The organism is Paenibacillus psychroresistens (assembly GCF_009728935.1).
Classification (GTDB): domain Bacteria; phylum Bacillota; class Bacilli; order Paenibacillales; family NBRC-103111; genus Paenibacillus_AC; species Paenibacillus_AC psychroresistens.
Genome location: NZ_CP034235.1, coordinates 4,874,059 through 4,888,659, shown reverse-complemented (window position 1 = coordinate 4,888,659; position 14,601 = coordinate 4,874,059). Strand labels below are relative to the sequence as shown.

Here is a 14,601-nt window from a genome sequence, read left to right as displayed (position 1 = left end):
TTGCCAATGTTTATCTAAGGATCGCCTTTCCAGAAATAATGGAGAGGCGATTTTTATATTGGTTTTCTTCAAAAACCGCTGCTTTTTTCCGATATATAAAATGAAGAAGTGGGGGGTGTGCGAATTGGAAGGCTTGGAACAAGAGGATCCGTTATATCTGAAGAATTTTGTAAAGGTCCATCCAGAGAATAAAATGGGCTGGTATTTACTTGGAAAACAATATGAATCACAGGGCAAAGAAGGCAAAGCCAAGTATTGTTTTGCTCAAGCTGGTGATGTATATAGCGCTTTTGAGATGACAAACCCGATACAGTTAGATGCTTCTGAAAAAGCATTGGATCCCAATTCAATTCCAGAACAGAAAATAGTACATAAGATGAACAGGTTGAAGCAAAGAATTAAGATCGCTTATCGAGCTGTCATTGTGGCTTCATTAGTCATATTCGCTTTAACCTATTTGCCTGCAGATGCACTTGAAGAAGCGAGCGAGGATTTGGAAGACATAGCTGTAGCTGAAGCTGATTTGGAGAGCGGTTTAAATGTTTTCTATATCGAGGATGGCAGTATTTCCAATGACATTCAAAAAGCTTTAAATACGATGATTACACCTAATGGTAAAGAAAAAAAACTATCTATTATAGTAAAAGCTCCTAAAAGTGCGGATGGACAATGGGTAATGTGGCAAAAAACACCAGCCCCACTGCTTTCCGCTGAAAGAGACGCAAATTCAGGTAAACTAATCGTTAGCTATCATGATAGCGCCGTGTGTGAATGTACGGCAGTTGGTGGAGCTGCTGCACTACGGACGGTGAAAAGCTGGAAGCAACAGCAAGAACAACTAAGTGTACTAAGATCAACGATGGCTGCTTATGAAAAAGCAAATGGGAAATTGCCAGCAAAAGCAGATTCAATGACTAATGATTACCCAAAGAATATTATCCCAGGATTAAGTGAAGTCATGAGAAAAGCATATCCTTATTACACAGTTGCTGATTCTCATAAAGTTATAATGAAAAACAATCCTATAGTGGACATCAATCCGACTCCACTACCAATGGCTACTAATCAGCCAGAAGATGAAGTGAAGCTGCCAACAGATGATTCTAAACCTTCTACAATACCTAAAGCGACTGCAAAACCAGCTGCTGCTCAGAATGCGACTGCAAATTATGAAATTGTACCACCGCTAGATGACCCATTGGAAATTGTAGTTGATCCTCAAACGCATCAATTGGCATTAGTCAGCGGAAAGGTTATTGTTCGTAAATATTCAATTGGTCTAGGCGGCGAGAAAACACCGCAAGGCAGCTTTACGATTACGGAGAAAGTTCGCAGTCCAAATGGGCATGACAATGGAGATTTTGGCAGTCGTGGGATGACGCTTTCTGACACCCTTTACGCGATCCATGGTACGAATAAGCCATCCAGTATAGGATTGGACGAGTCACTGGGCTGTATCCGGATGCTGAAGGAAGATATTGAAGAGTTATTCGATATGGCCCCGCTTGGGACGAAGGTAACTATCGGTAAGGTAAAGCTGCCACTAGAGCCAACAACGGAAAAAACCCGGTTTCATTCCCCTCATACAGAAGAGGAAACGAATCCAGGTCGGATTTATAAATGGTTGAATTAAGTGTAAACAATTAGAAGTACTGCCATAATGATAATAATTGCACCAGCAGAGGCACCGATCCATATTAACGCTTTTTTGTTGATTTCTTCTTGCTTTTTGCGTTGCATGGGCTTCTTTTTTAACATGGATATCAACCTCTCTATATCTATTTATTTTATATTACCATAATGTAAACGTTTTAGGACAATCTATTTAGATAAATATTTTGCTTGTAATGACAAAATGTGTGAATTGTACTTCCCTTTTGGAGATGAAACATATAAAATACTCAAGAGAATATTTAAATTAGAAATGAGTGTTTGCAAATGTTTTACAGAAAGCTGCTTCGTCCCCTATTATTTGGTTTAAGTGCTGAGAAGGCACATCATCTTACTATACACGGCCTTTCTTTGGCTGAGAAAATCCCAGGCGGTATAAGTCTACTGAGAATGTTATATGGGATGAGCAAGCAGAAAAAGCTAACCATTAAGCTCGGAGGGATTGAATTTCCCAATCCAATCGGTTTGGCGGCAGGCTTAGACAAGAATGCAGTAGCTGTTGCTGGATTTTCTTCAATTGGTTTTGGTTTTATGGAAGTAGGTACAATTACACCTAAAGAGCAGCCAGGTAATCCCTTGCCGCGTTTATTCCGCTTACCTATAGATACGGCTATTATTAATCGAATGGGCTTTAATAATGTTGGCGCAGATCAAATGGCAGTCAATTTGAAAAAGGCCAAACCCTATATAATACCGGTTGCTGTTAATATTGGCAAAAACAAAGTCACAGCCAACGAAGATGCGGTTGATGATTATCGTGCCTGTATTCGGCATTTATATGCAGAGGGCGATTTTTTTGTAGTGAATATCAGCTCACCTAATACTCCTGGTCTGCGTAGTTTACAACATGGCGAAGAACTGCGTATATTACTGGAAGCAGTCAAAGAAGAGATGAGTATACAGCGCAACCGACATGGCGGCAGTAATAAACCAATATGGGTAAAAATAGCGCCAGATGTCAGCGTGGAAGAATTGAGTTATATGATTGAAACCATTGTACAGAGTGGTATCACTGGAGTTATTGCCACGAACACAACATTAAATCGGGATGGACTACAGCATGTTAATGCAACTGAGGCAGGCGGATTAAGTGGGAAACCGTTAACGAACCGATCAACGGAAATTATTAGGCAAATTTATAAGCAGACGAATGGGACGCTGCCGATCATTGGATGCGGTGGTGTTTTTACGGCTGAGGATGCTTATGATAAAATACGAGCAGGAGCTAGCTTAGTTGAAGTCTATACTGCGTTGATTTATGAGGGGCCAAGCTTGATCAAACGATTGAACAAAGGACTTTTGCAATTGTTGGCTCGGGATGGATATTCACATATTTCGCAAGCCATTGGAGCTGACCACCCGAAACTAGGATGAATATCGGATAAACTAATATTCGTTTTCCGTATAGATAGAATGGAGGATTCCGGATGGATGCACGAGATTGGGACAAATTTTTACTCCCCTATGAGCAGGCACTTGAGGAACTAAAGGTTAAATTCAAAATTTTGCGCTCTGAGCTGAAAAGCCGTGAGGAATATACACCTATCGAATTCGTGACCGGCAGAATCAAACGGAAATCCAGTATTCTTGATAAAGCTAAAAAACTAAACGTCCCCATGGACCAAATTGAAACAGGCATTGAGGATATCACTGGAATTCGGATTATGTGCCAATTTGTTGAGGATATCGAGCGGATTCATGAGCTGATCTCAATGAGACAGGATATGAAAGTGATTTATGTCAAAGATTATGTAGTGAATAAGAAGCCAAGCGGCTACCGAAGCTACCATATTATAATTGAGTATCCGGTTCAAACTTCATTAGGAATTAAAAAAGTATTGGCCGAAATTCAAATTCGGACATTGGCGATGAATTTCTGGGCAACGATTGAGCACTCCTTGAATTATAAATATAAAGAGAGTTTACCGGAGAATGTGACTTTGCGCTTGAGTAAAGCAGCAGAAGCTGCCTATTTGCTGGATGAAGAAATGTCTAGCATCCGTAATGAGATTATGGAATCACAGCGCTTGTTTGAGGATAAATCCAATTTGGTTTCTAAAGTGTTGAATGACATTCAAGAGCTGTATTTCTACCATCGAGTTCGTGAGGCTGCGCAATTTCAGCTGCGGTTTAATGAACTGTGGGAAAATGATGCATCATGGAACATGACAGAGCTTTCCTTGGACATTGAAGTGGCATTGGCACGTGCCAAAAAAGATAATCAGAAGCGTTAATGGAAGGACGAAAGGAAGCTAGGAATGGATGCAAGGTTATGATCGCTTATACGTGGATTTTATCTATTATTTTAATATAGAACGGGATTATTTTGAATGTCATGAGGTTATGGAAGAATTGTGGCTCGAGGAGGGGCGTAAACCTCTCTACCAAGGTTTATTGCAGATTGCCGTTGGATTGTACCACCACTGGAATGGGAACGTTGGCGGGTCGATTAAGCTATTCTCACAGGGTATCGATAAATTGCAGCATTTTGCAAGTCCAATTCTAGGGATTGATTTGGCAAAGATCGTTGAAGAGAGTCGAGTTTACGTACAAAAGCTGCTTAATATTACTACGGAGCCGTTTGAATTCTATGATTTGAATATTAGCGTGTTAGACCCAAATCTTGAAGAGCAGCTTGCTGCAGCTATTCTCCGGCACGGTTAACGTAGCCGGTTTTGTTGTTTTATTTCAGTTGCTAATAAGGAGATGACCACTGATGTCCGAGCACTTACCAGCAGCATTCGTTGACAAAATGAAAGTGCTGCTTCAGGATCAATTTCCTGCATTTCTCGCTTCCTATTCAGAGCCCAGATATTACGGTCTGCGAATTAATACGCTTAAGGTTTCCGTGGAGAAATTTAAACGATTGTCGCCATTTCAGTTGAGTGAGATTCTTTGGGCGAAGGAAGGCTTCTACTACGAAGAGGGAGAGCGTCCAGGAAAGCACCCTTACTATAATGCAGGGCTTTATTACATTCAAGAGCCTACTGCAATGGCTCCTGTTGAGTTTTTGGATATCCAGCCAGGAGATAAGGTGCTTGATTTATGTGCTGCGCCAGGCGGGAAATCAACGCAAATTGCCGCGAAGCTTAAGCAAACCGGATTAATTGTTGTTAATGATAACCATGCTGATCGGGTCAAACCGTTAGTCAAGAATCTTGAATTGTTCGGAGTGCGCAATGCAGTTGTTTTGAATGAACTGCCGAATCGACTTGAGCGGGTGTTTAAAGATTATTTTGATAAAATATTGGTGGATGCGCCGTGTTCAGGGGAAGGAATGTTCCGTAAGGAAGAGGAGATGGTTAAGCAGTGGGATCTAAATTCCGCAGCTAAATATGCACTCATGCAGCGGGATATTCTGAAATCTGCTGGGGTTATGCTGGCTCCTGGAGGCCGGCTGGTTTATTCAACTTGTACATTCTCTCCGGAAGAAAATGAAGAAATGATCGCACAATTTATTGAGGAGTCTTCTGATTTCTCTGTGGTTCCGATTGAAGCAGACTTTGGCTTTGTTTCATCCAAGGATGGTTCAGCACGTTTGTGGCCTCATTTGCTTAAGGGCGAAGGCCATTATGTAGCCGTGCTGCAGCGTAAAGGTGAAAAAACAGATAGAGCCACACTTGAAGAACCAACACCTGAGATTCCTTCTAAAAGACCAACTAAACCGGCTGTTAAACCCATTGAGATCGATTTAACACCTTTTCATCAGTTTTGTAAGGATCAATTGTTGCTTGAAATGCCAGGCGTAGAAAAGCTTTATGGAGAGCATCTTTATTTAATGCCCGAGGGCTTACCAAGTCTGGACGGGATTAAGGTTATTAAACCAGGCTGGTACATGGGAGCTGTTCGTAAGAATCGTTTTGAGCCTGCTCACGCTCTAGCGATGGGATTACATGCGGATGAAGCGATAAGAGTCTTACAGCTTAATTCTACGGACGGTGATGCGATTCGTTATCTAAAGGGCGAAACCATCATGGCAGATGAACAAAGTATTGAACGAAAGCACGTAGATAGCCCGGTTAAAGGGCATTGCTTAATTTGTATTGATGGCTTTCCTGCAGGTTGGGGAAAATGGCAAGAGGGCATGATTAAAAATGAGTATCCGGCAGGATGGAGATGGATGGCATGAAAACAACACAGCGTTTGGATAAAATATTAGCACATTCCGGATATGGGACTCGCAGTGAAATTAAGCTGCTTGTTAAACGCCATGCTGTTACTGTGAATGGAAAAGCTATAAAAGACAGCGGACTACAAGTGAACCCAGACACGGATCAAATCGAAGTAGAGGGAGAAAAGGTACATTTTCAAGCTCAAACCTATTTAATGTTGAACAAACCGCAAGGAGTTATCTCTGCAACTGAGGATAGTCGTGAACGGACTGTGTTGGATTTGTTAGAGCCGCCTTTTGCGCATATGGCTTTGTTTCCAGTTGGGCGGTTGGATAAAGATACGGAAGGCTTACTTTTGCTAACAGATGACGGCAAGCTTGCGCATAATTTACTTTCTCCCAAGAAGCACGTGGCCAAGACTTATTATGCAGAGGTAACAGGACTTGTAGATGAATCGGATCAAGCTGTATTTGCTCAAGGGGTAGAGCTGGATGACGGATATGTCACTATGCCTGCCAAGCTAGTTATACTGGTAGCCGGTGATCCTTCTTTACTTAAGAATTCTAAGATTGAGCTGACTATAATGGAGGGGAAATTCCACCAGGTCAAAAGAATGTTTATAGCCGTTGGCAAAAAGGTTACCTTTCTCAAACGAATATCGATGGGAAGCTTGAAGCTCGATGAGTATCTTGCTCCTGGGGAATACCGTGAATTGACGGAGGACGAGCTTCAGCAGCTTAGAGGAGGCAAAGAAAATGAATTATAAGCTCATTGCTTTGGATGTAGATGGCACATTGCTGAATGATGAATATATGCTGACGGAGAAGACCAAATACGCGGTAAAGCGTGCAAACGATGCTGGCGCTCAAATTGTGTTATGTACTGGAAGAGGACCGCAAAATACACTTCCAATTCTAGCGGAATTGGGCTTGGAGGGTATCGTTATTACTCATAATGGAGCAGCTACCGTACAATCAAAGGATCTTAAGATACTTCACGAGGTAACCTTTCTTTCCGAGGACATCAAGCCATTTATTGAGTACTGTCGAGCGAAACAAGCTCATTTTGCGATAAACGCTCCTTTTGAGATTTATGTGGAAGAATTCAATGATGAAATTAAAGCGATGTACAATAAATTTAAGCTAGAGCCAATTGTGACTAAAGATGCTATTGCTCTTGATATTGATCGGGTTAAATTATCTGTTTTTAGCGAACGGACAGCAATGGATCAAATAGAAGCAGATTGGAGAGCGATGGCTAGTCCACTCAGTATTATTAGAAGTGGACATCACTTTATTGATATTATGCATGCAGAAGCTTCTAAAGGCCATGCATTACGCCGATTAGCAGAGGATAAAGGGATCAAACAGGAAGAAATCATGGCCATAGGCAATTATTATAATGATAGTGAGATGATCCTCTATGCTGGATTAGGTATCGCGATGGCCAATTCTCCAGAGCCACTTAAACTTCAGGCGAATGAACTAACAGGCTCTAACAATGAAGATGGAGTTTATCAAGCGATTATGAAATATTGTTTCTAGTGCATAAAAGCTTTCAATAAAATTAAGTCCGTTGGGACAGCCTATAAGAGGAATATCATTCAATTCCTTGGAGGGGTTATCTATGGCAAATGTGTTCTTACGACCAGATTTAAAAACAGCAGGTGGAGAAGTAAGCGATATTCTGCTAAACGGACGATATATTGGTTCATTAACGGTTGTTTATCGTGAGCTTCAACGTGTATCAGGGGCGATTCAATTGGATCAGCCTTCTTTGCCATTCTCAGATAAAGAACATGTATTAAATCACATTCAGACTTACATACAAGCTTTCGCTAGTTCAGTTGAGGCAGCGGAGTGTACGGTTTATGTCAGTTATAGCGCTGTTGATTGCTATATTGATCATTTTGAGCTGAATGGGGAAGACGAATTTGAAGATGACAATTATTTTGAAGATATGGATGAAGAAATAGAAACTTTAGAAATGGCAGGGAAGGAGTACCATTTGGTTATTGTCGGAGAAGGGAGAAGTAACCTGGAATATCATGTATATGATGAGGAACAGGAATGGGCAGCCGAAGCTTTAATCACTATTCGTGATGAGGATGTTGTCGGAGAGATTCATTGGCTATTTGACCCAGAGGAGGAAGAAATTGAAGCGGTTACTGCGCTTCTAATGTCTGATTTTGATGAAGAGGCAATTCATACAATGGTGCTCAACCATCATTATGAAAATGAACTTATCGAACGGATAAATTGTGAGCCCTCTCACTAAAGTCGAAATTACCTAATTTTGCTTCCCTCTTTCGCCAAAAAAGGTCATAATAGAGCGAAAGGGGAGATCAGAATGAATGTGACGCAAAAGGAGCTTAGTCATCTAATATTCTTAGCAGATGTTGTTATGAACGGCAAGAAAAAAGTGATGATGGAAGAAACGCTGCAATGCTTAATTTATATCGTTAAATCCATTCATGAAATCGAGTTGCCTGATAATGTAGTCGAACAAATGCATCTGCATATTGAAAAAATAGAGGAACAGCTGCGTTCAGAGAATGACCGCTTACAGGAGATTCAGCATAATCTGGCTCAGCCCAACCAACGTAAGCCTTTGGGATAGTGATTCTTAATCTGTCCATTGCTTTCTTTTCCCCATCCAAGTGCAAACCCATCGATAGTAATTAAGAGCCATCCATTATGACGACCGTCCCCGTGTAGAGCTTCTCCATGCAAATAACTCAATATCTCAGGTGATGTAGTGGAAAAATCGTAAGAATTAGTAATAACCTCTGGAGATATCGCTAAAGCTAAAGAATGGGTGGGTTCCAGGCGATTTTTCTTGATTGTTCCTAAATGAAGTCCAGGCCTTAATATTTTTAAGCCCTTAAGGTAGTTGGCGTTAAATGGACAATCTGCAACGCGCGGCAGCCAATATAGCTGGTCTCCGAATAATAAAGGCTCTCCTTGCTCTAGCACCAATCCTGGCACATGCATTTCAGCAAAGGATTCAAATAAGCTCCAAGCCTCACTTACCACTTTGGGTAGGTTTTTTCTTTTTTCTGTGTTGTCAAAATATCGTTTTTGAGCGTTTGTATGAGCTTGGATTTCGGCTTTTTTGTGCAAAATAGCAGCAAAATGACCTTCTCCACGATCTAAATGCGGCCAAATGCGTTCCGTGCGAACAAGCTCGAATTGTGGGAATTCCGCGATGATCTTAGCGATAATCAGCTCATTCTCTTCTGCTGAAAAAGTACATGTGGAATAGGCAAGCTGTCCATTTGGCTTTAACATCAGCACGGCTTGGCGCAGAATATCCATTTGACGAATGGCACACATCGTTACATGGTCTGGAGACCATTCGGCAATCGCATCAGGGTCTTTGCGGAACATGCCTTCACCTGAACATGGAGCATCCAACATGATTTTATCGAAAAAGACTGGGAATTTCACAGCTAATTGCTCAGGATTACAAGAGGTAACAACGGCATTGGTTACACCCATTCGTTCGATATTCTCGGAGAGAATTTTTGCTCTAGCCGGATGGATTTCATTTGCAATCAGCAAACCTTTTCCTTGCATCTTCCCTGCAATTTGCGTCGATTTCCCGCCAGGTGCAGCGGCAAGGTCGAGCACAATATCACCAGGCAGCGGATTAAGCAATTCAACAACAGACATAGCCGAGGGCTCTTGGATGTAATAGAGACCCGCTGCATGGTAGGGGTGTTTACCGGGACGAGATGTTGTTTCGTCATAATAAAATCCTGTGGAACACCAAGGAATGGGTTCTATTTGAAAGCTAATTTTTAATGGATTAGTGATAGTATCGCTTATAGCAGATTTCAGCGTATTGATCCGTAATCCCTGCGTTTTTGGTTGATTATAGCTATTCAAAAAGTCATCTGCCGCTTTTCCCAAAATATCACGCATTCGCTCAATAAAGGCTTCTGGAAGTTTTATCATATTAGGTAAAGCTCCTTAATTATTAGTGTAATGTTCTAATCTATAGTACCAATTTGCTAGCTGAAAATGAAGCATGTCCGTTTATTTAGCAATTATAAGGAATTTGTTAGGTAAGTAAATGTAATTCTAACATGAGCTTCTATTTGGGAGGCAATAATTATGGATGGTATCGCAATTTGAAATTATCATGGAAGCTTGGTGGCACTGTAGGGTTCGTATTGGTTCTCGCTTTTTTGGTGTTAATTAGCCCAAATTTAGCGCAGCTTCGCACAATCAGTATAAGCGAAGGTGAATAAATAAGCTTGATTTAGGTAGGATCGGAATTTCTCATTGTGAGAACCTAATCCAGCGTGGTATAATAGAAAAGTTTTTATTGCTTGGAGGGAAGAACATGGGGTTCCATATACCAAAAAAAGTACAAATGCTAGGAGAAGACATTCAGTCAACTCAATTAAAATATCATAACAAACGTGTGTTGATTTCTAAGGAATTTACGTTTGATAGTGCACACCATCTTCATTGTTATGAAGGGAAATGCAAAAATCTGCACGGCCATACGTATCGTTTGCAAGTAGTAGTCTCAGGGCGAACAGATGAGCGAGGGCTTGCGATTGATTTCTCGGATTTAAAACGAATTACCAAGCTGCATATCATTGATCGGTTGGATCATCGATATTTAAATGAAGTATTGCCTTTGATGAATACAACTGCAGAGAATATGGTGGTCTGGATTTATGAACAGCTTCATGCTGCTCTAGAAACGGAATATCCAAATGCTGAAATCCGCCTAGAGGAAATTAGGCTTTGGGAAACACCAACCAGCTATGCTGCGATAACGCGGTCTATGATGGAGGAAGAGTAATATGCATGAAATTAAAATACCAATGGTAGAAATATTCGAAACGGTAGAAGGCGAAGGGACTCGAGCAGGGTTTCCTACCGTCTTCGTCCGTTTGTTTGGGTGTAATTTGCGTTGCTCCTGGTGTGATACTAAATATAGCTATCCGCCTGAACAAGCAGGGGATGTTATGACAATTAGTGAAATCATCGAGCAAGTTCAAACGTTCAGCTCTCGTTATATCTGCTTGACGGGTGGTGAGCCGCTTTTATATGGTGCGCATTCTTTAGCTCTGATCCATGCGCTGCTAGAGATTGAGTCGCTGGAGGATATTCATATTGAGACGAACGGCGCCATTGAATTAGGCTATTATATGGAACGTATTGAATCGCCGAAGGTTAGATATATTATGGATTTTAAACTTCCGGGTTCAGGTGAAATGGAGCGGATGCTCTATAGCAATTTTGCTTTATTGCGTGCGGAGGATGAACTGAAATTTGTCATCGCAAGCGAAGCAGATTTCGCTACAGCAGTTCAGGTTCTGCAGGAAAATCCAACAGCAGCTCTTCCTTTGTTTAGCCCAGTTTGGGAGACAATGCCTCCAGCGAAGCTAGTTGAGCTAATGCTTGAGCACAAGCTTTCACATGTAAAGCTGAATTTGCAGCTGCATAAGATCATTTGGGATCCAGCCAAAAGAGGCGTTTAAACAACAAATAATGCTATTAACAGTAAAGCAGGATGGAAGGTGAAGCAGATGAGTGAAAAAAAGAAAAAAGCAGTGATCATTCTCAGTGGAGGGTTGGATAGTACGACTTGCATGGGAATGGCTTTAGAGCTTGGTTATGAGCTTTATCCATTGACGTTTGATTACGGACAAAGACATCATATTGAAATTGAAAATGCTCGCAGTGTAGCAGAATATTATGGGGTAGCCAAGCAGCATAAAGTGATTAAGCTAGGTTTCCTGCGTGATTTCGGTGGAAGTGCGTTAACGGATCAGTCGATAGATGTTCCTGTGGGTGAGGAAGAAGCTTCTGAAATTCCTGTAACCTATGTGCCAGGGCGCAATTTACTATTTTTATCTATTGCAACGTCCTTTGCTGAAGCTTCTGGGGCTGATGCCATCTATATAGGAGTAAATGCCTTGGATTATAGCGGTTATCCCGATTGTCGTCCTGCATTTATCCATAAGTTTGAAGAAGTTATAGCTCTCGCTACTAAAGTAGGAGTTGAAAGCGATGGTTTGCAGATTGCCACCCCATTAATCGAACTAAGCAAAGCGGAGATAATTCGTGAAGGTGTGAGGTTAAAGGTTCCTTATCATTTGACTACCTCTTGCTACAACGGCCGAGCTGAAGCTTGTGGAGAATGTGATAGCTGCCGTCTACGGTTAAAAGGATTTGCAGATGCAGGTCTCAAGGATCCCATTGCTTATGAACAACAATCTCTATAGTAACAAGCGATTAAGCTGGATCAGAGCGATTCTGGCGCTTGCATTGGTAGGATGGATGGCACTCATTTATTTGAAATCTAACGAACCTTACCAAACGCAAGATATTAGACCACTTCTCACAGAATGGTTTCCTGCTGCTGCGATTAATTATTGGTTGCCTCATTTGGAGTTTAATTATAGTGGTCAGTTAATAACTTGGAAAGAGCCTTATGCCATGCTTGAGTTTTTCTTGCGTAAAAGTGCTCATGTATTGGAGTATGCATTACTTACAGGTTTATGGTTTAGTAATTTGCAATGGACAAGGTTTAAATATTACAGCATTTTATTAAGCCCAATTCTGGCTGTGCTCTATGCGATCACGGATGAATGGCATCAATCGTTTATAGCGGGTCGAACAGGACATGCCATCGATGTAGCAGTGGATTCTATTGGTTGTCTGATTGTTATTATGCTTATATGGCTTTTTCGAAGCAGGAGAAACATAAACAGAGGAGTTAAGAGATCATGAATACTGTGCAAAATCTGCCTGAAGCGATGATTTTTGATTTGGATGGAACGCTTTTTCAAACTGAAACTGTATTAATACCGGCTTATAATCGACTATATGATCAGTTGCGCGCAGAAGGCCTTTTCGAAGGAGAAACACCGGATATTCAGCGGATTCTTGGCAGCCTCGGGATGCTGTTGACGGATATTTGGAAGCGTGTTATGCCTGAAGCAACATTGGCAGCACGAGAACGAGCCAATGTGCTGCTCCTCCAATATCAATTGGAAGAGCTGGCAAACAAGACAGGTGAGCTATATCCTAAAGTACTTGAAACATTAACTACTCTACATCGTAAAGGGATTCGTCTCTTTGTGGCAAGCAATGGCTTAGAGGGTTACGTCAAAGGTGTTGTTGCTGCAAAAGGGTTAGATCACTTATTTGAAGGTTTGTACAGTGCGGGTGAATATCAAACACAATCTAAAGTTGATTTGGTACGTATGTTATTGGTTGAATATGATCTGCAATCGGCTTGGATGGTAGGGGATCGATCCTCTGATGTTGAAGCTGGCAAAGAAAATCAACTTTTTGTAGTTGGCTGCAGCTATGCGGATTTTGGCAATTCCAAGGAGTTGGATGAGGCTGATATTGTAATTGGTACCTTTGGGGATTTACTGAAGCTTACTGCTTTTGATCCAGAATAGCCAAATCAGTAATACGTTGATTACAATTTGTTTGGAATAATATGCCCTGGGGTGTTACCCGGGGTACCCCGTTTTGAATATTTTGAAGAAGTCAAAAGCATATTAGCTTAAGAAAACAAAAAACACCTATTAAAGAAAATAGGTGCATAATTGAGAGATTAATAGGAAAGCAACTAGAGTTGAATGGATTGAGGACGAATGTACTTAACTACTTTATTCTTGCCGGTTGATTTGGCTTTGTACATGGCATCATCTGCTTGTTTAATTAACTGCTCTGCAGTAATTCCAGGCTGGAGCTTGCTGTAGCCAACACTTATGGTAACCCCTGCTTCTTTTTCTACACGTTTGCGGATTTCTTCAGCTAGCTCGCCAGTGACTGTCTCTGGATCAGTGACCAGAATAACCAATTCCTCGCCACCGTATCTTCCACATACGCCAAACTCCTCAGCAGCTTCCTTCATAATTGTGGCAACCTGCTGTAAAGCTTCGTCCCCTTTTTGATGACCTTTGGTATCATTTAATTTTTTGAAATTATCAATATCGGCAAAAATAACCGAGACAGCTACACTATTGCTGACATATTGATTGACACGACTTACAAAATATCGACGATTATAAAGGCCTGTTAAACCATCTGTTATGGAGTTGGTGTAGCTTGTCTGCAATAATTCAACGACTCGTTCAAAAAGAATAATGAATAAAATAGCATAGTAAGCAACGGGTAAAAAATTAGCAATCCCAGAAAAAACCCGTGATTCTGAATCTAGGAAATAGGTATTAATAAAATGGGAGATATGCATGAAAAAATAGAGTGTCAAACCTAAACGATATTTTTGGGTTTGTCCGATCCGATTCGCAACTACAAAATAGCAAATAAAAACTAGGATTAGCAAATATAAGTCCAAGCCGAGATCTTGCATTTGTTCGATCTGTGATTGTGTGCCCTCGAACCAATTATTAACGCTGAAATGCAGCAAGGAAATTACAAACGCCAGAAAAACAGAGCCGTAAAAAAGGAGAAATTGTTTCATTCTAGATGGGTTATAGAGCTGATAGATTCCCATATTCACTAGGATGAAAGAGAGTACTTTTAGAAAGGAAACCAGATATTCAGATAGAGCGCTATGCAAGGTTGAGGCTTCTACGGTAATAACTAAAGCGTATTGAAAGATAACAATAAACAAGGAAATGGTTAATGAAAAATAAGCTTTTTTACGGCGATTGAGGAATAAGCTTAAAGACATGATAAACATTAATATTAAAATCATAATAATTAACGAGGCTGAATAAATATGACTAATTGTGCCGGTAAATAACTCAGAAGGATTCATTTGGAGCCTCCATTTATTAAGCTGTCTATATTATAGCAAAAAATACATT

18 protein-coding genes are annotated in these 14,601 nt (G+C 40.9%); 15 read left to right on the top strand and 3 right to left on the bottom strand.

Going from position 1 to position 14,601, the window contains the following annotated elements; translation table 11 throughout:
- The first annotated feature begins 193 nt into the window (after nucleotides 1-193).
- Nucleotides 194-1,633: a L,D-transpeptidase gene (locus EHS13_RS22425; protein ID WP_452446427.1), complete on the top strand. Its 1,440-nt coding sequence runs from the start codon at nucleotides 194-196 to the stop codon at nucleotides 1,631-1,633.
- Here the strand turns inward: EHS13_RS22425 and EHS13_RS37255 are convergent.
- A complete protein-coding gene (locus EHS13_RS37255) occupies nucleotides 1,630-1,758 on the bottom strand; it encodes a hypothetical protein (RefSeq protein WP_264373546.1) in 129 nt (42 codons plus the stop codon). The genes EHS13_RS22425 and EHS13_RS37255 overlap by 4 nt on opposite strands.
- Before the next feature lie 180 nt (nucleotides 1,759-1,938).
- On the opposite strand from EHS13_RS37255, the gene EHS13_RS22415 reads away from it, so the two are divergent.
- From EHS13_RS22415 to EHS13_RS22380, 8 genes are all read left to right on the top strand, one after another.
- Entirely contained in the window at nucleotides 1,939-3,045 is a 1,107-nt protein-coding gene (locus tag EHS13_RS22415; RefSeq protein ID WP_155702528.1) for a quinone-dependent dihydroorotate dehydrogenase, read from the top strand.
- A 53-nt stretch (nucleotides 3,046-3,098) separates the two neighbouring features.
- Nucleotides 3,099-3,905: a GTP diphosphokinase gene (locus tag EHS13_RS22410; RefSeq protein ID WP_155702527.1), complete on the top strand. Its 807-nt coding sequence runs from the start codon at nucleotides 3,099-3,101 to the stop codon at nucleotides 3,903-3,905.
- A gap of 28 nt (nucleotides 3,906-3,933) precedes the next feature.
- On the top strand, nucleotides 3,934-4,335 hold the full coding sequence (locus tag EHS13_RS22405; protein WP_155702526.1) for a DUF309 domain-containing protein: 402 nt from the start codon (nucleotides 3,934-3,936) through the stop codon (nucleotides 4,333-4,335).
- A gap of 52 nt (nucleotides 4,336-4,387) precedes the next feature.
- Complete coding sequence (locus EHS13_RS22400; protein WP_155702525.1) at nucleotides 4,388-5,800, top strand: RsmF rRNA methyltransferase first C-terminal domain-containing protein; 1,413 nt, start codon at nucleotides 4,388-4,390, stop codon at nucleotides 5,798-5,800.
- On the top strand, nucleotides 5,797-6,549 hold the full coding sequence (locus tag EHS13_RS22395; RefSeq protein ID WP_155702524.1) for a pseudouridine synthase: 753 nt from the start codon (nucleotides 5,797-5,799) through the stop codon (nucleotides 6,547-6,549). The genes EHS13_RS22400 and EHS13_RS22395 overlap by 4 nt, the downstream gene beginning before the upstream one ends.
- Nucleotides 6,539-7,327 (top strand): Cof-type HAD-IIB family hydrolase, encoded by a 789-nt coding sequence (locus EHS13_RS22390; protein ID WP_155702523.1) that lies wholly within the window; start codon nucleotides 6,539-6,541, stop codon nucleotides 7,325-7,327. Before EHS13_RS22395 ends, EHS13_RS22390 begins: the two co-directional genes overlap by 11 nt.
- 82 nt (nucleotides 7,328-7,409) lie before the next feature.
- Complete coding sequence (locus tag EHS13_RS22385; RefSeq protein ID WP_155702522.1) at nucleotides 7,410-8,060, top strand: hypothetical protein; 651 nt, start codon at nucleotides 7,410-7,412, stop codon at nucleotides 8,058-8,060.
- A gap of 72 nt (nucleotides 8,061-8,132) precedes the next feature.
- Nucleotides 8,133-8,402: a hypothetical protein gene (locus tag EHS13_RS22380; protein WP_155702521.1), complete on the top strand. Its 270-nt coding sequence runs from the start codon at nucleotides 8,133-8,135 to the stop codon at nucleotides 8,400-8,402.
- On the opposite strand, the gene EHS13_RS22375 is transcribed toward EHS13_RS22380, so the two are convergent.
- Nucleotides 8,372-9,742, bottom strand: coding sequence for an RsmF rRNA methyltransferase first C-terminal domain-containing protein (locus EHS13_RS22375; RefSeq protein ID WP_155702520.1), 1,371 nt, complete (start codon nucleotides 9,740-9,742; stop codon nucleotides 8,372-8,374). The two genes, EHS13_RS22380 and EHS13_RS22375, sit on opposite strands and share 31 nt — an antisense overlap.
- A 131-nt stretch (nucleotides 9,743-9,873) precedes the next feature.
- On the opposite strand from EHS13_RS22375, the gene EHS13_RS36875 reads away from it, so the two are divergent.
- The 6 genes from EHS13_RS36875 to EHS13_RS22345 all read left to right on the top strand — a co-directional run bounded on the left by EHS13_RS36875 (nucleotide 9,874) and on the right by EHS13_RS22345 (nucleotide 13,221).
- A complete protein-coding gene (locus EHS13_RS36875) occupies nucleotides 9,874-10,038 on the top strand; it encodes a hypothetical protein (protein ID WP_155702519.1) in 165 nt (54 codons plus the stop codon).
- A gap of 95 nt (nucleotides 10,039-10,133) precedes the next feature.
- Complete coding sequence (queD, locus tag EHS13_RS22365) at nucleotides 10,134-10,604, top strand: 6-carboxytetrahydropterin synthase QueD (protein ID WP_155702518.1); 471 nt, start codon at nucleotides 10,134-10,136, stop codon at nucleotides 10,602-10,604.
- A 1-nt stretch (nucleotide 10,605) separates the two neighbouring features.
- Nucleotides 10,606-11,286 carry a 7-carboxy-7-deazaguanine synthase QueE gene (locus EHS13_RS22360; protein ID WP_155702517.1) on the top strand — a complete coding sequence of 227 codons (681 nt, stop codon included), beginning with the start codon at nucleotides 10,606-10,608 and terminating at the stop codon, nucleotides 11,284-11,286.
- A gap of 48 nt (nucleotides 11,287-11,334) precedes the next feature.
- Nucleotides 11,335-12,033, top strand: coding sequence for a 7-cyano-7-deazaguanine synthase QueC (queC, locus tag EHS13_RS22355; RefSeq protein WP_155702516.1), 699 nt, complete (start codon nucleotides 11,335-11,337; stop codon nucleotides 12,031-12,033).
- Nucleotides 12,014-12,541 (top strand): VanZ family protein, encoded by a 528-nt coding sequence (locus EHS13_RS22350; protein WP_155702515.1) that lies wholly within the window; start codon nucleotides 12,014-12,016, stop codon nucleotides 12,539-12,541. Before queC ends, EHS13_RS22350 begins: the two co-directional genes overlap by 20 nt.
- Nucleotides 12,538-13,221, top strand: coding sequence for an HAD hydrolase-like protein (locus EHS13_RS22345; RefSeq protein ID WP_155702514.1), 684 nt, complete (start codon nucleotides 12,538-12,540; stop codon nucleotides 13,219-13,221). Before EHS13_RS22350 ends, EHS13_RS22345 begins: the two co-directional genes overlap by 4 nt.
- Nucleotides 13,222-13,394: 173 nt before the next feature.
- On the opposite strand, the gene EHS13_RS22340 is transcribed toward EHS13_RS22345, so the two are convergent.
- Nucleotides 13,395-14,552 (bottom strand): GGDEF domain-containing protein, encoded by a 1,158-nt coding sequence (locus tag EHS13_RS22340; protein ID WP_155702513.1) that lies wholly within the window; start codon nucleotides 14,550-14,552, stop codon nucleotides 13,395-13,397.
- Nucleotides 14,553-14,601: the final 49 nt, after the last annotated feature.